Origin of the sequence: Actinomadura keratinilytica, assembly GCF_039539665.1 — a bacterium.
Lineage (GTDB): Bacteria > Actinomycetota > Actinomycetes > Streptosporangiales > Streptosporangiaceae > Spirillospora > Spirillospora keratinilytica.
On record NZ_BAABDO010000012.1, the window covers coordinates 1 to 17,271 of the forward strand.

General features: G+C 71.0%; 17 protein-coding genes and 2 pseudogenes. 17 read left to right on the top strand and 2 right to left on the bottom strand.

What is annotated here, in order from left to right; translation table 11 throughout:
- From ABD879_RS06380 to ABD879_RS06440, 13 genes and pseudogenes are all read left to right on the top strand, one after another.
- A pseudogene (locus tag ABD879_RS06380) lies at nucleotides 1–530 on the top strand (hypothetical protein); the annotation flags it as partial.
- Between the two features lie 34 nt (nucleotides 531–564).
- Nucleotides 565–1,320, top strand: coding sequence for a Flp pilus assembly protein CpaB (gene cpaB / locus ABD879_RS06385; protein WP_345018382.1), 756 nt, complete (start codon nucleotides 565–567; stop codon nucleotides 1,318–1,320).
- Nucleotides 1,317–2,531 (top strand): CpaE/TadZ family protein, encoded by a 1,215-nt coding sequence (locus ABD879_RS06390; RefSeq protein ID WP_345018384.1) that lies wholly within the window; start codon nucleotides 1,317–1,319, stop codon nucleotides 2,529–2,531. Before cpaB ends, ABD879_RS06390 begins: the two co-directional genes overlap by 4 nt.
- Nucleotides 2,528–2,962, top strand: a complete 435-nt coding sequence (locus ABD879_RS06395) for a TadE/TadG family type IV pilus assembly protein (protein WP_345018386.1) — start codon at nucleotides 2,528–2,530, stop codon at nucleotides 2,960–2,962. Before ABD879_RS06390 ends, ABD879_RS06395 begins: the two co-directional genes overlap by 4 nt.
- Nucleotides 2,959–3,306, top strand: a complete 348-nt coding sequence (locus tag ABD879_RS06400) for a TadE family protein (RefSeq protein WP_345018388.1) — start codon at nucleotides 2,959–2,961, stop codon at nucleotides 3,304–3,306. The genes ABD879_RS06395 and ABD879_RS06400 overlap by 4 nt, the downstream gene beginning before the upstream one ends.
- Before the next feature lie 4 nt (nucleotides 3,307–3,310).
- A pseudogene (locus tag ABD879_RS06405) lies at nucleotides 3,311–4,627 on the top strand (TadA family conjugal transfer-associated ATPase); the annotation flags it as partial.
- A gap of 281 nt (nucleotides 4,628–4,908) precedes the next feature.
- Nucleotides 4,909–5,835: a type II secretion system F family protein gene (locus tag ABD879_RS06410; RefSeq protein WP_345018390.1), complete on the top strand. Its 927-nt coding sequence runs from the start codon at nucleotides 4,909–4,911 to the stop codon at nucleotides 5,833–5,835.
- Entirely contained in the window at nucleotides 5,835–6,713 is an 879-nt protein-coding gene (locus ABD879_RS06415; protein WP_345018392.1) for a type II secretion system F family protein, read from the top strand. The genes ABD879_RS06410 and ABD879_RS06415 overlap by 1 nt, the downstream gene beginning before the upstream one ends.
- Nucleotides 6,713–7,918, top strand: coding sequence for a sensor histidine kinase (locus tag ABD879_RS06420; RefSeq protein WP_345018394.1), 1,206 nt, complete (start codon nucleotides 6,713–6,715; stop codon nucleotides 7,916–7,918). Before ABD879_RS06415 ends, ABD879_RS06420 begins: the two co-directional genes overlap by 1 nt.
- The gene (locus ABD879_RS06425) at nucleotides 7,919–8,662 is read left to right on the top strand and encodes a response regulator transcription factor (protein WP_345018396.1); all 744 of its coding nucleotides are present in this window, start codon (nucleotides 7,919–7,921) and stop codon (nucleotides 8,660–8,662) included. It abuts the gene before it with no gap.
- Nucleotides 8,663–8,806: 144 nt separating this feature from the next.
- Complete coding sequence (locus ABD879_RS06430; RefSeq protein WP_345018398.1) at nucleotides 8,807–9,040, top strand: hypothetical protein; 234 nt, start codon at nucleotides 8,807–8,809, stop codon at nucleotides 9,038–9,040.
- 286 nt (nucleotides 9,041–9,326) lie between these two features.
- Nucleotides 9,327–10,691, top strand: coding sequence for an OmpA family protein (locus ABD879_RS06435; RefSeq protein WP_345018400.1), 1,365 nt, complete (start codon nucleotides 9,327–9,329; stop codon nucleotides 10,689–10,691).
- A gap of 142 nt (nucleotides 10,692–10,833) precedes the next feature.
- A complete protein-coding gene (locus ABD879_RS06440; RefSeq protein WP_345018402.1) occupies nucleotides 10,834–11,451 on the top strand; it encodes a hypothetical protein in 618 nt (205 codons plus the stop codon).
- A gap of 66 nt (nucleotides 11,452–11,517) precedes the next feature.
- Here ABD879_RS06440 and ABD879_RS06445 read toward each other — a convergent pair whose 3' ends face one another.
- Together ABD879_RS06445 and ABD879_RS06450 are read right to left on the bottom strand one after the other, a co-directional pair.
- Entirely contained in the window at nucleotides 11,518–12,147 is a 630-nt protein-coding gene (locus tag ABD879_RS06445) for a hypothetical protein (protein ID WP_345018404.1), read from the bottom strand.
- A 20-nt stretch (nucleotides 12,148–12,167) separates the two neighbouring features.
- Nucleotides 12,168–13,709 (bottom strand): polymorphic toxin-type HINT domain-containing protein, encoded by a 1,542-nt coding sequence (locus ABD879_RS06450; RefSeq protein ID WP_345018405.1) that lies wholly within the window; start codon nucleotides 13,707–13,709, stop codon nucleotides 12,168–12,170.
- Between the two features lie 290 nt (nucleotides 13,710–13,999).
- Here ABD879_RS06450 and ABD879_RS06455 point away from each other — a divergent pair, with 290 nt between their 5' ends.
- From ABD879_RS06455 to ABD879_RS06470, 4 genes are read left to right on the top strand one after another with little or no spacing between them, the layout of a single operon-like run.
- Nucleotides 14,000–15,760: a hypothetical protein gene (locus ABD879_RS06455; RefSeq protein WP_345018407.1), complete on the top strand. Its 1,761-nt coding sequence runs from the start codon at nucleotides 14,000–14,002 to the stop codon at nucleotides 15,758–15,760.
- 13 nt (nucleotides 15,761–15,773) lie between these two features.
- Nucleotides 15,774–16,169 carry a hypothetical protein gene (locus ABD879_RS06460; protein WP_345018409.1) on the top strand — a complete coding sequence of 132 codons (396 nt, stop codon included), beginning with the start codon at nucleotides 15,774–15,776 and terminating at the stop codon, nucleotides 16,167–16,169.
- Entirely contained in the window at nucleotides 16,170–16,589 is a 420-nt protein-coding gene (locus tag ABD879_RS06465; RefSeq protein WP_345018411.1) for a DUF3592 domain-containing protein, read from the top strand. It begins immediately after the preceding gene.
- Between the two features lie 20 nt (nucleotides 16,590–16,609).
- The gene (locus tag ABD879_RS06470) at nucleotides 16,610–17,158 is read left to right on the top strand and encodes a hypothetical protein (RefSeq protein WP_345018413.1); all 549 of its coding nucleotides are present in this window, start codon (nucleotides 16,610–16,612) and stop codon (nucleotides 17,156–17,158) included.
- Nucleotides 17,159–17,271: the final 113 nt, after the last annotated feature.

The following is a 17,271-nucleotide window of genomic DNA, read 5'->3' on the forward strand; positions in this document are numbered from 1 at the left end:
CCGCGGCACCTTCCGCGACGCCGCCTGCGACGTCGCCCGCCGCACCTCCCGCGGCGCCGGCGAGCACCGCCCCGTCCGCCCCGTCGAAGCCCGCGCACCCCGGGCAGCCCGGAGCGGGCGGCGCGCCGTCCGCCGCCCTGGCGCAGGGGACGCCCCCCGCCGAGCCGACGGCGCAGCCGCAGGAGTCCCCTCGGCCCGAGCCGGTGCTGTCGGCCCCCGTGCCGGGCGACTACGACCACTCGGCAAGGCGGGAAGCGCTTGCCGAGCAGACGCTTCCCGACCTGCCTCCGGTGCCTCGGGACGCGAAACCGCCGTCGCCGACCAAGGCCCCGGCTCCGCCGGACGGGGCCGACGCCCCGGTGGCGGGCCCGGGCCCCGCCCGGCCACCGGACCGGGCGGCCCCGCGGCGGCCGTCCGAACGGCATCGCGAACAACCCGACCAGAACCACGGGCCGGACTCCGAACCGGCCGACAGCCCCGACCCGCTCCGGAGCGACACCGTGGTGTTCCGGCCTGCCCGGCGCACCTGACAGGCGCCTCCCCGATCCGAGGAAACGGAGTCAGATGAACCCCCGACAGCGACGCGGCGTCCTGTTGATGATCCTCGCGGCCGTCGGCGCGGTGTTCGTGTTCATCACGGTCATCGGATACGTCGGCAAGATCCAGGCCGACGCGGACGCCGCGGTCGGCGAGATGACCACCGTGCTGCAGGTCCAGTCCAACCTGGAGGCCTACCAGCCGGTCACCGCGGCGGCGGTGCGCGAGGCGCAGGTGCCGAAGAAGTGGGCGACCAGCGCCTTCATCACCAACATCGCCGACCTGCAGGGCAAGGTGGCCGCCGGGCCCATCCCCAGCGGCGCCTACCTGCAGCAGGGCATGCTCGTCGAGGCCCCCGCCCTGCGCACGGGCCAGCGCGAGATCGCCATCATGATCGACGCGGAGACCGGGGTGGCGGGCAAGGTCGTCAACGGCTCGATCGTCGACGTCTACGCCACCTTCGACTCCACCCAGAACGGCAACCGCACGACGGCGGCCTGCGCGGTGCGCATCCTCAACCGCGTCCAGGTCATCAACGTCGGACGGGTGCAGCCGGCCACCGGCGACTCCGGCCGCCAGGGCACCGGCAGCGGCACCCAGGCCAGCAACACCTCCGGGTCGGTGCTTCCGGTGACGTTCGCGCTCAACTCCGAGGAGACGCTGCGCCTGACCTACGCCGAGAGCTTCGCCCGCAAGGTGCGGCTGGCCCTCGTCGGCGGCGCCGAGGACGCCAAGCCGCCGTTCAACCGGCTGTGCGAGACCCCGCAGGTGAGCAACCGATGAGCATCCAGGTCCTCGTCGGCACCGGCGACCAGAAGCTCGCCGGCCAGCTCCGCACCATGATCGCCGAGCTGGCGGACGTGCAGCTGCTCGGCGTCGAGACCAACTCCACCGACGTGCTGGGCATCGTCACCACCCACGACGAGGTCGACGTCGTCCTGCTGGACGAGAACATCGGCCCGCAGCCCGGCCACGACCTGATCCGCGACATCGCGCTGCGCACCCCGCACGTCGCGGTGGTGCTGGTGAGCGAGCAGCTCGGCGAGGAGGTGCTGGCCCGCGCGCTGGAGGTCGGCGCCCGCGGCGTGCTCGGCCGCTCGCCCAGCCTGGAGGAGCTGAACTCGCGGCTCGACACGGTGGCCGAGTGGTCCCGGCGGATGCGCGCCCTGCTCGGCAGCGGCCGCGCCGCCGGACCGGACCTGGGCGGCCGCCGCGGCCGCGTGATCGCCCTGGCGGGCGCCAAGGGCGGCACGGGCGCCACCACCATCGCGGTGCAGCTGGCGCTGGGCGCCGCGCGCGCCGGCCGGTCGGTGTGCCTGGTCGACATGGACCTGCAGACCGGCGACGTGGCCACCTACCTGGACATGGTGCACCGGCGCAGCATCGCCGACCTGGTCGGCGTCGCCAACGAGATCACCGGCGCGGTGCTGGCCGACGTGATGTTCATCCACGAGGCCGGGCCGCACGTGCTGCTGGCCCCGCAGGAGGGGGAGCAGGCCGAGGACGTCACCTCCTCGGCGGCGCGGCAGATCCTCGGCGTGCTCCGCTCCCGCTACGAGGTGATCATCGTGGACTGCGGCGCGTTCATGACCGAGGGCTCGGTCACCGCGATCGAGATCGCCGACCGCGCGGTCATCACGGTCACCCCCGACCTGCCCTGCCTGCGCGCGGCCAAGCGGATGAGCCACCTGTGGCGGCGGCTGGACGTGCGCAAGCCCGAGGACGTGTCGATCGTGCTGACCCGGCAGTCCCGCAAGAACGAGATCCAACCCGACTTCGCCGCGCGGATCCTCGGCATGACCCCGCTGCGCACCACCGTGCCCCCGGCGTTCCGCGCGCTGGAGAAGGCCATCAACAACGGCGCGCCGATCCGGGTCGAGCACGACGGGTTCCGCACGGCGATGCGCCGGCTCGGAGAGGAGCTGGGCGTCCTCCCCGTCGCCGCGGCCGAACCGCGCGGCGGCCCCAAGAAGGCCAAGGCGGAGGCAGTATGAGACGGCTGACACGGCGACTCGCCCGCCGAACACCCTCGCGCCGCGACGCCGGCATGCTCGAGTTCACCGCGATGCTGCCGCTGATCCTCGCCACCGTGATGCTGGTGTGGGAGGCGTTCCTGATCGGGATGGCCGCCACCTACGCCGGCCACTCCGCCAACGAAGGCGCCCGCGTGGCCGCGGTCCACGGGAGCTACGACGAGGTCAAGAAGGCCGCGGTTGAACGCGTGTCGGGGGCGTGGGCCGACGAGGAGAACATCGACGTCCACTACCCCACGGGCAGGGTGTGCGACCCCGAGCAGGTGACCCGGGTGGACCCCGACTGCGGCTGGGTGCGCGTCACCATCAAGCCTCCCCTGCTGTTCCCCGGTGTGCTGCTGCCGATGGAGGTCAGCCACCGGGCCCGGGTCATCTATGAGGGGGAAGGGTGAGCAAGGACCGCGGCACGGCCGCCACCGAGTACGCGGCCACCATCGGGCTCTTCCTGTTCGTGCTCATGGCGTGCTTCGAGGCCTACGTCGCCTTCAGCACGATCGAGAAGGTCGAGGAGGCGGCCCGCACCGGCGCCCGGGTGGGCAGCATGAGCGGTGCCGCGGCCGGGGACGCCGCGGCGCGCCGGTCGCTGCCCGGCTGGCTGAACGAGCACCGGGTCCAGGTGCGGCAGAACGGCGACGACGTCGAGTGCGTCATATGGGCCAAGGTGCCGGTGCTGGCCAAGGGCGTGCCGGTGCACATCGCGGTGACCCGCCAGGTCCATATGCCGGTCGGAGGGTGAACTCGTGGGACTGCGCAACCGCCTCGACGCCGACAACGGCGGCGACCGCCAGGCGGCCGGGGAGAACCTCGCGCACTGGCGCAAGCGCCTGCTGGAGGAGGTCAACCTCGACGACCTCGCCGCGCTCGACATGGCGCAGCGGCGGGCCCGGCTGGAGAAGGTCGTCGGGCACATCCTGACCCGCGAGGGCCCGGTGCTGTCGACGCGCGAGCGGACCGTGCTCATCCGCCGCATCGTCGACGAGGCGCTGGGCCTGGGCGTGCTGGAGCCGCTGCTGGCCGACCCCACGGTCACCGAGATCATGGTGAACGGCCCCAACGACGTGTACGTCGAGCGCGGCGGCCGGCTGACCCGCATCGACCTGGGCTTCGCCAGCGAGGCCCAGCTCTACCAGACCATCGACCGGATCGTGGCGCAGGTCAACCGGCGGGTGGACGAGTCCAGCCCGATGGTGGACGCCCGGCTGCCCACCGGCGAGCGGGTCAACGTGATCATTCCGCCGCTGTCGCTGGTGGGCCCGGTCATGACGATCCGGCGGTTCCCGCGCGCCTACTCCATGCAGGAGCTGGTGCAGATGGGGTCGCTGGACGAGCCGACCGCCGTGCTGCTGGCCGCGCTGGTGCGGGCGCGGCTCAACATCGTCGTCACCGGCGGTACCGGCACCGGCAAGACGACCTTCCTCAACGCGCTGTCGGCGTTCGTCCCCGAGCATGAGCGCATCGTCACCATCGAGGACTCGGCCGAACTGCAGCTGCAGCAGGAGCACGTGATCCGGCTGGAGTCGCGCCCGCCCAACATCGAGGGCGAGGGCGCGGTGACCATCCGCGACCTGGTGCGCAACTCGCTGCGCATGCGCCCGGACCGCATCATCGTCGGTGAGGTCCGCGGCCCCGAGACGCTCGACATGCTGCAGGCCATGAACACCGGTCACGACGGTTCGCTGGTGACCGTGCACGCCAACTCCGCCGAGGACGCCATCTACCGGCTGGAGACCCTGGCGTCGATGAGCGACGTGAAGATGCCCTACGAGGCGATCCGGTCGCAGATCGCCAACGCCGTGCACGTGGTGGTGTTCCTGGAACGCGGCCCGGACGGATCGCGCCGCGTCCGGGAGATCGGGGTGTCCTCCTCCGAGCGGAGCAAGTCGCTGCGGCTGGAGACGGTGATGAGCTTCGTCCAGGAGCCGGTCGGCCTGGACCGGCAGGTCCGCGGCCGCTTCACGCACCGGCCGCTGCCGCAGCTCCTGGTGAACCGCCTGATGTTCGCGGGGGAGGCGGTCCCCGCGGTCTTCGGCGCGGCGGCCCCCGGCACCGCGCCCGGGGCGGCGCCCGCCCCCACGGCCGGGCAGCACCCGCCCACAGCCGGAGCCCCGCCCGTGGCGGGGCACGGTTCGGAGGTCGCCTTCGGGCAGGTGCCCGCACCGCAGGGCGGCCACATGCCGCCGACACAGCAGGCCGCACCGCGGCCCGCACCCGCACCGCAGGCCGGTGCGAACGGGGCCGCCGCGCCGGGCGCGGCCGCGCAACCGCCGGGGGACACGGGGAGGCCGGCCGGGCAGACGCCGCCCGCGTTCGGAGCCCGGGACGACAACGGAGAGACGGGATGAGCCTTCCTCTGATCCTGCTGATGCTGGTCGTGGTCCTGGCCCTGGCGGTCTGGGCGGCCTGGGAGTTCGGCCGCGGCCTCGACCAGCGCAGCGAACTGGTCATGCGCGGGGGACGCGGCTACGACGAGCGCCGCATGGCCACGGTGCTGGACCGCTGGGACGCCCGGCTGCGCCGCACCACGCTGGGGCGCCAGATCTCCCGCCGCCTGATGGCGGCGGGGCTGCGGATCCGGCTGTCGGTCTTCGTCTTCGCGATGGCGGCCGGCGGCCTGGCCGTGGTGGTGGTGATGAGCCGCCTGCTGTCGCCGTTCCTGGGGCTGGTGGTCGCGGTCGGCGCCGGCGGCGCCGTCTTCGCCTACATGCGGCACCAGGAGGACCGGCGCCGCGACGAGTTCGTCGGGCAGCTGCCCGAGATCGCCCGGGTGCTGGGCAACGCGGCGTCGGCCGGCCTGGCGATCCGCACCGCCATCGAGATGGCGGCCGAGGAGCTGGACGACCCGGCCCGCACCGAGCTGGGCCGGACCGCCGAGGCGCTGCGGCTGGGCCAGTCCTTCGACGACGCGATGAACGACCTGCGCGAGCGCCTGCCGTCCCGGGAGCTGGCGGTGCTGATCAGCACGCTGGTGGTGGCGGGCAAGTCGGGCGGCTCCCTGATCACCGCGCTGCGCAAGATCTCCACCACCCTGGAGGAGCGCAAGGAGACCCGGCGGGAGGTCAAGACGATCCTCGGGCAGTCGGTGGTCGCGGGATGGGCCATCGGCGGCATGGGGGCCGCGCTGTTCATCGGGATCGGCGTGATGCAGCCGGAGACCATGGACAAGATGACCTCCTCGCTTATCGGGCAGGCGGTCCTGCTGGTGGTGCTGGTCCTGTTCACCGTCGCGCTGCTGCTGGTCCGCCGGATGACAAGGATCGACGTCTGATGCCCGTGCTGCTCGCCCTGGCGGCCGGGCTGATGGTGCCGCTGTTCGTCTGGGGCTACCACCTCAGGGTGGCCGGCCGCCCCGCACCCGCCGACCTGGACGTACCGGTCAAGAAGACCAAGACCAAGGAGTTCGGCCCGCTCGGCTCCGTCATCAACCCGCTCGGACGGCCGTTCGCCGGGCTGATCGTCAACGCCATGAGCGGCGCCACGCGGGCCCGGCTGCGCCGCCGCATCGAGCGCGCCGGCCGCCCCGCCGGGCTGACCGTGGAGGGATACGCCGCCAACAAGGCCGGCTGCGTGCTGCTCTACGGCGGGTCCGGCCTGGTGGTGATGCTGTCGGGCCGACTGTTCATCGGCGCCGTCCTGCTGCTGGTCGCGCTGCTGCAGACCGACATCGTCCTGTGGAACATCAGCCGCGAGCGCCAGGAGGAGATCCAGCGGTCGCTGCCGGACTTCCTCGACGTGCTGACCGTCACCGTCTCGGCCGGGCTGGGCTTCCGGCACGCGCTGGCGCGGGTCGCCGAGAGCATGCCGGGGGCGCTGGCGGACGAGATGAACAACGCGCTGCGCCAGATGGAGCTGGGCACCCCGCTGCGCGACGCGTTCGAGCAGCTGCGCGAGCGCAACGACAGTGCGGCGCTGGCCAGCTTCGTCACCGCCATCCTGCAGGCCGAGGAGCTGGGCGCGCCGCTGGCCCGCGCGCTCACCGAGATCAGCACCGACATGCGGCGCGACGCCTTCCAGCAGGCCCGGCGCCGCGCCCAGCGCGCCGACCCGCAGATCACGCTGATCGTGACCTTCCTGATGGTCCCGGCGATGCTGCTGCTGATCGTGGGGGTGCTGTACTTCTCGATAGCCGAGGGGACCCTGTTCTGATGGAGTGGGACGACCCGGTCGGCGCCGCGCGGTTGGGGGCGACCTTCCGCCTGCTGATGCAGGTGCGGATCCTGGTCACCGCGCTGACGCTCGCGCTGGTCCCGAGCGAGCTGATGACGCTGGAGACCCTGCTGCTGCTGAGCGGGGTCGGATCGCTGTCGGCGATCGTGCTGTTCTCCTGGCAGCAGATCGTGCCGTCCCTGCTCAGACACCCGGTGCTCATCGGCTTCGACGTGTTCGTCGCCTACGCGGTGCTGGAGATCGGCGGGGTGACCGGGCCGTTCTTCCTGTTCACCGTGGTGACCTCGATGCTCGCTGGCCTGCTGCTGGTCGGTCGGTGGCTGGTGGCGGTCTGCGCCATGCAGGTGCTGCTGTACTTCGCGGCGGCGACGGGGTTCGGCGCCGCCCGCGAGCTGGTCAACTTCCAGACGGTGGTGGCGATGCCCGCGTTCTACCTGGTCGCGGGGTTCGCCGGGGCGCGGCTGCGGCACCTGTACGACCGGCAGTCCCAGCTGGAGGCGGCCCGCCGCGCCGCGGAGGTGGTGGCCGCCGCCGCCGAGGAGCGCAGCCGCCTGGCCCGCGAGATGCACGACTCGCTCGCCAAGACGCTGCGCGGCATCGCCATGTCGGCGCAGGCGCTGCCGCTGTGGGTGGACCGGGCCCCGGCGCGCGCCGCCGAGGAGGCCCGCCGCATCGCCGCCGCGGCCGAGGTCGCCTCCCGCGAGGCGCGGCAGCTCATCGAGGACCTGCGGGACGAGACGTTCCAGCAGCCCCTGGGCCGGGCGGTCGCGGACGTCGCGGCGGCCTGGGCCGAGGAGACCGGGACGGCGGTGACCCAGCGGGTCGACACCGGGATCGACCTGCCGCTGCGGGCCCGGTACGAGGTGATCGCCATCCTCAAGGAGGCGTTGGAGAACGTGCATCGGCACGCGCGGGCCACGGCGGTGGAGGTCTGCCTGACCCAGGAGACCGACCGCACGGTCCTGCGCGTGCGCGACGACGGCCGCGGCTTCGACGGCGGACAGGACTTGGGCCGCCTGCTGAGCGGCGGCCATTACGGACTGGTCGGGATGCGCGAGCGGGCGCACAACGCCGGCGCGTCCCTGAGCGTCGACTCCGCCCCGCGCGCGGGCACGACGATCACCGTCGTGGTGCCCGATCCGGGCGTGGAGTCGGCTGGGTCGGTGAATCTGGAGGTGGCCTGAATGACGGTCGGCGCGCAGTGGCGCCCGGACGAGGACGGCGGAGACGGCGGAGGCGGCGGGGCCCGCCAGATCACGGTGGTGGTCGCCGACGACAACCCGGTCGTCCGGTCGGGCCTGGTGGCCCTGCTGGAGGCGACGGGCGAGGTGCAGGTGCTGGGGCAGGCGTCCAACGGCGGCGAGGCCATCGAGCTGACCCGCCGGTTCACCCCCGACCTGGTCCTGCTGGATGTGCGCATGCCGCTGATGGACGGCATCACCGCGCTGCGCACGCTGAGCGAGATGACCAAGGTCCTCATGCTCACCTACACCGACAACGACGAGGTGATCCGCACGGCGATCCGCAACGGGGCCGCCGGCTACCTGGTGCACGGTACGTTCACCGCCGACGAACTGGCCGCTGCCGTCCGCGACACCGTGGCGGGCACCAACAACCCCCTGTCGCCGGTCGCGGTGGCCGCGCTGATGGCCGCCGTCAAGGGGGCGGAGAGCAGTCCCGCCCCGCCGCCGGATCGCTCCGGCAAAGGGACGGCCGCCGTGCGGCCCGGGCACGGGCTGTCGGCCCGCGAGTCAGAGGTGATGGACTTGATCGCACAGGGGCGTACCAACCGGGAGATCGCCGAACGGCTGTTCCTCACCGAGAAGACCGTCAAGAACCACGTCAACCGCATCTTCGCCAAGCTCGGCGTGACCAACCGGGCGGCGGCGATCGCCCACTGGCTCGGCACCGCCGTGGAGCAGCGTTGACCGGCCGGGGCGACGGGCGCGCGATGGGCCCTGGCATGGGCCTCAACAATGGGTCCAGGTTGGGCCTGCAGGCCCTGGGGCGAATGGCACCGGCTCCGTACATTTTCTCAATAGATGGGGAGTCGGAAACGCGGGAGAAAAACCATGACGTCTCTGCGGAACGCAAGCATTCGAGTCGCTGCGCTCGTCACCGCCTACACCACCCGCGGCGACCGGGACCGCGGCGAGGGCCCGCTTTCCTACATCGCGGTGGCCCTGCTGATCGCCGCAATCGCCGTTGCGGTCGCCGGCAGCGGCGTCGGCGGCACGATCGTCAGCCAGATCCAGTCGGCCGTCTCGAACATCTTCACCCGGGGCAACAGCGCCATCAGCAGCTGACGCCGCTTTTTCAAAAAGACGGAATCCCGCCTGCACGGGGGACAGGAATCCTGTCCCCCGTGCAGGCATTTCCCATGTCAAGTAGAGTTCTCTCCGGCCAGAGGTCGCGAAGGGAGATCGGCGAGTGAAGACAGCCGTGACGGGGCGCAGGCGGTACGCGGTGGGTGCGGTCGCCGCGGCCATGATGCTCAGCGCCTGCAGTTCTTCCGGCGGGTCCGGTGGCGGCGCCCCATCCTCATCCTCCGCTGCCGCCCCTTCCGCGTCCGGTTCGCAGGGCGAGGGGAAGGTGCTGCAGACTCAGCCTCTCCTGTCGACCGGTGACGTCAAGTTCGACCTGCTGGCTCTGGACCGGGTGTCGGACCAGGTGGTGGTCGCCAAGCTGCGGGCGCGCAACGCCGCCAAGGGGGAGGTCCGCCTCGAAGGGACCATGACCCCGCGGACCCGCAGTGCCGCCAACTTCGACAAGTTCGACCCGAATTCGATCGGCGACATCGCCCTGCTGGACGGGGTGAACTCGCGCCTGTACTACCCCTACGTCCAACCCGGCCGCAAATGCCTGTGCACCAAGACGCTCGCCGGCTTCGTCACCATTCCCGCGAACGGGACGCTGACGCTTGAGGCGGCATTCCCCGCGCCGCCCGCCGAGGTGTCCCGACTGGGGCTGATCGTGCCGGGGGTGCTGCCGTTCACCGACATCCCGGTCGGCAACCGCACCGGCGTCAAGATCGACATCGATGAGAACAACCGCGGCGTCGACCCCGTCACGGCGGAGAAGGGGCCGACGCGGATTTTGCCGGTGCGGACCGTCACCCAGAACAACGCCGGGTCCGAGGAGGACGACGGCACCAACCTGAGCGTGAACATCTCGACCGACGTGCTGTTCGCGGTGAACAAGGCCGACCTCAACGCCGAGGCCCAGGCCAGGCTGCGCGAGGTCGCCGCGAAGATCCAGAACTCCCCGGGGAACACGGTGACGATCGAGGGGCATGCCGACAGCACCGGCAACGACGCGATCAACCAGCCGCTGTCGGAGCGCCGCGCCAAGAGCGTGGAGGACGCGCTGAAGCAGATGGTGACCAGGCAGGGCGTCACCTACCGGTCCCAGGGCTTCGGGTCCAAGCGCCCCATCGCCTCCAACAGCAGCGAGGAGGGGCGCAAGAAGAACCGCCGGGTCGTCATCTCGTTCGCCCGGCCCAAGCCGACTCCGGCGCAGACTCCCAGCGGTTCGGCCGTGCCCGCGCCGGGCCGCACGCTGAACCCCACGGGCGGCCCCAAGGGCACGTCCATCCACGTGGACGGCCTGCACCGCGACTCCAACGGCTTCACCACCGTGTCCTTCACCGTGCGCAACGACGGCGGCGAGGAAGCCAACATCACCAACATGTTCAACGCCAGTCCTTTTGACGGCTACGTCCACGGCAGTACGCATGGCGTGTCGCTGGTGTCGGGTGAGCGGCGGTTCCGCGCCGCGCGCAGCAGTGAGGGATACGCGGTCGCTCCCGACTTCAACATCTGGCCCATCCACGTGACCAGGCTCGGCAAGGGCGAGCAACTGCGGCTGTTCTCGCTGATCAAGGTGCCCTCGGACGTCACGACGGTCACCCTGGAGATCCCCGGGTACGAGAAGGCCGAGAACCTCGCGATCGGCTGATCCGGGCGGCCCCCGGTCCGCACGCCCGGGGCCGGGAGCGTCACGGCGCTCCCGGCCCCGGATCTTGTTCGTGCGCTCTTGGGGCCGGGAATGGGTCTGCGGGCCCCATACAGGGCCTCCGGCCCGGATATATACGTGGTGAGTGCGTTACTTTCCCCGCCTTGTTCTGCTGGGCGCCGTCATCGGGGGACTGGCGTGGTGGTCCCCCTGGCAGGGCCTCGTGGACGCCATGAGGGTCGCCGACGGCTACCGGATGTACCGGGGCGATGACTACCGCCTCGCCTACCCGGAGAACTGGCAGACCCGCGCCGGTACGAACCGGGAAGGGTACGACTACGTCGAGTTCAACGGGCCGGCGACGCCCGAGGGGGCGTACTCCGGGCAGGTGCGCGTCATCCGCCAGGACGGCTGGAACCGTCGCCTGCGGGACAAGCTCACGCAGTTCCAGGCGGCCGCCACCGTCCAGCATTACCGGATCGTCCGTTCCCGTCCGGTGACGGTGAAGGGAGCGGTCGAGGCGCACCGCTTCGAGGTGGTGCGGAAGATCAAGGCCCTGTCCGGCGCCTCCGTCAGCATGCGGGGCTCGGAGACGTTCGCCGTCTCCGAGGACGGTGTGCTGCTGACCATCACCGCGGAGGCCCCCGAAAAGGAGCGGACGCAGGAGCAGTTGCCGCGCGTCCTCGACACCGTGAAGATCAACGGGCGGAACTGGTTCGCCAGGCACGGCTGGGACCCGCGGAGCTGGTTCGACCTCTTCTGACCGGTTCGCCGGGGGCGGCCTCGTCCGCTGAGGCCCCCCGGGGCACTCGACCGCCGCGGCCGCCGGTCAGTCGGTGACCAGGTGTTCCAGGCGCTCAAGGAAGAAGACGCCGTAGCCGAACGGAACGGACGCCTGCCTGATCTCGGCGTAGAAGTCCCTCGGTATCGGTGTGCTGTGCGCCTGCGCGACGCTGATGAACAGTCGCAGGGCGAGTTCCGGCAGTCCTGCCCGTACCAGATCCCCGAGCGCTTGCCGCAGGAATCCCTCATCGGCCGGCTCGCCCAGGAAATTTCTGGATATCGAGAAACGGCGCACGACCCGTGCCACCGGTTCGGTCACCTCGGGGCGGAAGTCCGGTGCTCCTTCGGTCGAGACGCGCACGCCTGCGGCGTCCAGCTTCGGGGTCAGGATTTCGATCATTCGCTGGAACCATTGGCGGCCGTCCCGTCCCTCGGCGGTGACGCCGTGGTAGCCGTCGGTTGCGGACGCCCAGAGCGCCGCGAGCTGTTCGCCGGTCAGGGGCGACTCGACCAGCAGTGCCGCGTCGTGCACGCACTGCTCGATGACCGGGACGGGGTTCAGGTCCCGTACGAACACGAGGAGTTCGTCGGACGTCGGGTGGCGCTCCCACCACGCCTGGTGGAAGTAGCCTCTCGCGAGCGCGGTGATGCCGAAGTCGTCTGACCTGTCTTCCATACCTTCACCACTCGCCCGGATCAGGGGACCGGGTAGGCCGTGTAAATGTACCAGCCCGGCTTGTGCTTGGGATTCTGGGCGCGGTGCAGAATGATCTTGAATTTGTTCCCCGCCGGGTTGATGTCGCCGTTCTTGTTGGCGATGTCGCCCAACGAGCCGTTTCCGTACTGCTGCACCGGAAGTTCCAGGGTCTGCCGTCCGTTCGGGCCTTCCTTGAGCCACCGCTGGATCATCGGCTGCAGCTTCGGGTTGGCCATGGCGGCGTCGATCGCCGCCTGCGCGGTCGCCTTGTCCTTCCAGCGGCCCGCCACGCCCTTCGTGTTGCGCGGGTCCCTGGCGTGGGCGATGAGGTCGTCGTCGCTGATGTCGATGTGCTGCTTGATCGTGTGGCCGAGCTGGTGGGGGCCGGGGCGCTGCCCGCGCGGCGGCTCCTCGTGCAGGTCCAGGTTCGTGCAGTTGTGCACGAGCAGGTTGTCGCCGCCCGCCGCGACGTAGAAGGTGTGCAGGCCGTCGACGGTCAGGTTGAACACCTGCTGCCGCTGTCGGCGCAGGCGCTTGCCGACCACCATGGCCCGCCGACCGTCCGGGGTGACCAGCATGTCGCCGAAGACCAGCCGGCCGGCGTCGATCCAGTCCTGCGAGTCCGCCACCCAGAACGGGTGGTTGGCGGTCGCCGTCAGCCGCGCGGTCGGCCCGCCGAACGACCCGCCGGCGGCCACCGTCAGGTCCACCAGGCTCTTGTCACCGGTCCCGACGATGCGGTCGGTGACCCGGCGGGGTTCCATACGGCCGGTCTGCGGGTCGGCCGCCCAGACGAGGTCGCCGACCCGCACGCGTTCGATGGGTTTTCGCGTCCCGTCGGCCATCAGCACCGGCGTTCCGGGAGTGAAGCTGTTGTTGTCCGCGAGACGCCGCTCGCACGCCTCCCGTGCGCGGTCCAGGCGGCTCGCTGCGTCCTTGCGGGCCTTGCGCGCCTTCTCCAGGCGGCGCTTGAGGTCCAGGAACCGGTCGACGAGCTTGATGACCTTAGGGATAGCCTTCAGCGCCTTGCCGATCTTGCCCCACGGGATGACGCCGATCAGGGCCCAGGCGCAGTCGCTGAAGTTGGGCTTCTTGACGCAGTTGATGATGTCCCCGGCCAGGAAGTCGAGGCCGAGCTTGCCGATCTCGGCGAGCAGGTCGAAGTTCGACCACTCGCGTTCCAGGTTCGCCAGGTCCTGCTCGGCGCGGCTCAGCGCTTCCTGTGCCGCGCGGTATTCCTGGGCCTCGGGGGAGTCGTCGTCCGGAAGAGGGGCGCCGTCGCCGGGCGAGGGGGAGGGAGGCGTTCCCGCCACCGCAGGGGAGGCCGTGGGCGTAGCGGACGGCTGCGATCGGTCGTCGCCGCCGCTGTGCCGTTCGCACCGTTCTCCGCCGCCGACCCGGCACACGGCGGCGCGGATGTCCCCCCGAACCGAGTCGGGAAGCGCCACCACCGTCACCGCCGCCGCGATTGCGCTGACCAGGAGTGCGACCGCGATGTAGGAGAGGGAGCCTTCGCCCGCGTCACCCAGCCGTCGCAGCATGCACGTCCCCGTTGGTCGATCAAATCCCCCAAAAAGGGTAGTAAAGCAGATGAACAGGTGGGACGCATGGGCCTACGGGCCTAAAAACGGCAAGATCGAGCGCCGCCGCGTGCGATGGCCGACGAGACAAGGGATCAGGGCTCATTATTGGGCCCACCATTGGGCCTGGGGACTCACGCGCATTAGGACAAATAGATCATAACGTTCGCGATGTGCTGCCAGGTGGCCGTCAGGTGAATCGGGCCGGAAGAACCGGCGAACTCGGTGAGGGTCCGCTCAGCTATATCGCCGTGACCTTCCTGATCGTGGCGGTGGTCCTGGCGCTCGTGCTGTCGGGCATCGGCGGCACGGTGGAGTACGACATCCGCCGGGCCGTCTGCAAGATCGGCGAGGCCGGCGGGCTGGTCGACAGCTGCGCGGACGGCGACGGAAACCCCGCGGACCGCGGCACGCCGACGGGTGGGCCGACCGACGGCCCCTCGCCGTCGGGCACCGGGCCCGACCCGTCCGACACGGAGGCCCCCGCCCCCTCCGACAGCCCCGGCCCGTCAGGTACCGACACCCCTGGCCCATCGGGTGATCCGAGTCCGTCGGACACGGGGAGTCCGACCCCGTCCGCAAGCCCCGGGCCGTCCGGCAGTCCGAGCCCGTCGGACACCGGCGAACCCAATCCGACCAGCGGGCCGGTTCCGACGTCGAGCCCGAGCCCCTCGGCGAGCCCCAGTCCGTCTCCGACCCCGGTCCGCCCGGTCAAGCGCCCGGAGCCGGTCTGCACGGCCGACGGCAGCGCCGGCTACCGGGATCTCACGGTCGTGGTGCCGGTGCGTTACGTCGACGTGCGCGGCAGCGTCCGGGTCTTCTACGCGATGGCGAAGATCGTCACCCCCGGCAAGCCCGACCGGTGGAGAGTGGCCATCGGGATGTTCGGCGAGGGCGGGGTGCAGGCCCCCGACATCGGGTTCCTCAGCAGCCCGTGGATCGGCGGCAACGTCACCGGCATGCAGTTCTACAACTTCGACAACGAGAAGGACGCTCGGGAGTTCCCGCGGCGGTACGCCGAGGAAAAGGCCAAGTGGGTGGCGCGCCACCACCCCATGGTGGCTCCCCTGCTGACGGTGCCGTTCCTGGGGGACAAGCTGAGGGACCTGCTCAGCCCCAGGGATCTGCCGGACCCCGACGGCTACTCGGTGGAGGTGGGACCGGCGGGCGGCTTCAACCCCAAGCTGAAGTTCGGCGGCTTCGACCTCTCGGCGGCCACCCGCTTCTGGTCGCTGGCCGGTGTGCAGCGCGACAAGGACGGGAACACGATCATCAACCTGCGTGACCGGGTCCTGACCGACCCGACCCTCACCTTCGATCTGACCAAGCTGCCCAAGCAGGTCACGCAGCGGGGGGCCGAGGCCGTGCTGAAGGAGCTGGAGATGGCCGGAAAGGCCAAGTTCGGGCCTGAATTCGAGATTCCCGAGAAACTGCGCGACTACATCAACAGGAGTCTGGCCAACGGGGTCAAGGCCGGGATCACCATCGAGCTCATCGGCCAGAACGAGTACCAGTACATGCTGGACAAGAACGGGAACCCGACCAAGTTCACCCGGAATTTGTTGACGTCGTGGACGCTGCGCGGCCGGGGGAACGTGACGCTCGGCGGCGGCGACGGCCGGATGGAGATTCCCGTGACCCGCCAGATACCGCTGGACGGCGGACGCCAGCTCACCAGCTCCTCCCTGGATCTGTCCGACCCCGTGCACAGGAACGCCGCCCTCGCTCTGCTCGCGAGCGGGATGTTCACGCAGAAAGTCGGAATCGGCTCGTACTCCGCCCAGTTCACCCCGATCGGGGAGTATGTAAGCCAGCTCATGCGGACCAGGGGCACCATGACCCGGATGACCTACGACGAAAGCGTCTCCGGCCTGTCGGGGGGATTCGAGAAACTCGGCAAGAGGAACGGGGCCGTACGTCTCGACGGGGAGGACAACCAGACGACGCTGACCAGGGCCGAGATCTGGCGGGACGGTATCGGGTGGGTGCCGTGGGACGACTGCCATCGCTGATAGGCGGCGTGCGATGAACTCCCCGGTGCGGGCCGTCGTCCTGGGTGCGCTGGTCATGGCCGCCACCCTCGTGGTGCTCATGCTCGGCGTCGTGTTGATCAGTTTCATGTCCGCCGGCACGCTGCTGAGCGAGGGATTCTTCTGGGGGTACGCGCTGGCGGGGGGACTGGTGCTGGCTCTGGGCGCGGCCGTCGCGGGCGCGCTGGCCGCCGGCCGGCTGCCGTCCGGACCGGTACGGCCCCTGCTGGCGCCGGTCGGGCCGCTGGCGGTGGTGTCGCTGGTGGCCGTCCCGGCGCTGTTCGGCGAGGACTGGGCCGCGGGAGTCCTCTACCTTGCGCTGACCCTGGCGGGCAGCCTCGCGGGAGCGTTCGGTTCCGCCCGGTACGGCGCGCGCGGGGGACGGCCGTAGATGCCGGACGTGCTGCTGATCTTGTGCAAGCTCCTGGCCATGATGGTGGCCCCGGCGGCTTTGGTGGCGGCTCCGGTCATGCTGGTGCGGCGGTTGCGATTTCTCAGGTCGGCCGTGCCGACGGAGGGGGTGGTGGTCGGCAGCCGGGAGGAACGCTCGACCGACGGCAGCGGCGGGATCTTCGAGTTGGAGGTCCGCTACCGTGTCCCGGACGGCCGGGAGTTCACGTTCCGGGAGAGCGGCCAGCGCCGCCACCCCGTCGGTGCCGTCGTGCGGGTGCTGTACGACCCGTCCCGGCCCGAGCGCGCCCATGTGGAGTTCACGGCCGTCGGTGTCTGGGTGAAGTGCGCCATGCTGACGGTGGCGGGCGCCGTCTTCACCTTGCTGGTCATGAACGCGTGGCCCCCGTGGTCGCAGTGAAGTCGCAGAAGGGTGGTCCGGTGGTACGACTGACCGCGCTGGCGTGCTCCCTGCTGCTGGTGCTCGGGGGGTGCTCCGGGGAGGAGGAGCCTCCCGAGCCCCCGGCCGGGTTCACCACCTACAAGGGAGACGTCTACAGCTTCGCGTATCCGCAGGGCTGGAGCGTCACCCACGACAAGGACGAGCGCGGCGTTCCGCTGGTGGAGATCCACGGGCCGTCCACGGCGAACGGCGGGTACCGGGGGCAGGTCATCGTGTCGCGCACCGACCGCTTCGGCGGGGGCATGGACGCCATGAAGGCGCAGGCGCGCGGGCTGAACCAGATGAGCGGCCGCCGGATCGTCAGCCAGGCCGACGTGAAGGTGCCCGGGGCCGAGCAGGCGTGGCGCCTGGAGACCGCGTTCGAGGGGAAGTCCTCCACCGGTGCCGCGGTCCAGATGCGCAGCATCGACGTCTACGCGCTGACCAGCGGGGGGACGATGCTCGACCTCACCGTGCGCGCCGCGCGGGAGGACTTCGACGCGGCGGGGATGCCCAAGGTCGTGTCCTCGTTCCGGGTTCGCGGGTGAGCTGCTCGCACCTCCGCCGGGTTTGAGCCCCGGAGCCGGAGCCGCGAGGCCCGAGCCCCGGAGCCCGGTTCCGGTCGGCCGGGGCGCGCGTCGTCCGTCATGAGGAGGCCGGA

Bases quoted from the DNA above. Each gene is read 5' to 3' on its own strand.
- cpaB (WP_345018382.1), top strand. From the start codon at position 565: ATGAACCCCCGACAGCGACGCGGCGTCCTGTTGATGATCCTCGCGGCC.
- ABD879_RS06390 (WP_345018384.1), top strand. From the start codon at position 1,317: ATGAGCATCCAGGTCCTCGTCGGCACCGGCGACCAGAAGCTCGCCGGC.
- ABD879_RS06395 (WP_345018386.1), top strand. From the start codon at position 2,528: ATGAGACGGCTGACACGGCGACTCGCCCGCCGAACACCCTCGCGCCGC.
- ABD879_RS06410 (WP_345018390.1), top strand. From the start codon at position 4,909: ATGAGCCTTCCTCTGATCCTGCTGATGCTGGTCGTGGTCCTGGCCCTG.
- ABD879_RS06415 (WP_345018392.1), top strand. From the start codon at position 5,835: ATGCCCGTGCTGCTCGCCCTGGCGGCCGGGCTGATGGTGCCGCTGTTC.
- ABD879_RS06420 (WP_345018394.1), top strand. From the start codon at position 6,713: ATGGAGTGGGACGACCCGGTCGGCGCCGCGCGGTTGGGGGCGACCTTC.
- ABD879_RS06425 (WP_345018396.1), top strand. From the start codon at position 7,919: ATGACGGTCGGCGCGCAGTGGCGCCCGGACGAGGACGGCGGAGACGGC.
- ABD879_RS06430 (WP_345018398.1), top strand. From the start codon at position 8,807: ATGACGTCTCTGCGGAACGCAAGCATTCGAGTCGCTGCGCTCGTCACC.
- ABD879_RS06445 (WP_345018404.1), bottom strand. From the start codon at position 12,147: ATGGAAGACAGGTCAGACGACTTCGGCATCACCGCGCTCGCGAGAGGC.
- ABD879_RS06450 (WP_345018405.1), bottom strand. From the start codon at position 13,709: ATGCTGCGACGGCTGGGTGACGCGGGCGAAGGCTCCCTCTCCTACATC.
- ABD879_RS06460 (WP_345018409.1), top strand. From the start codon at position 15,774: ATGAACTCCCCGGTGCGGGCCGTCGTCCTGGGTGCGCTGGTCATGGCC.
- ABD879_RS06465 (WP_345018411.1), top strand. From the start codon at position 16,170: ATGCCGGACGTGCTGCTGATCTTGTGCAAGCTCCTGGCCATGATGGTG.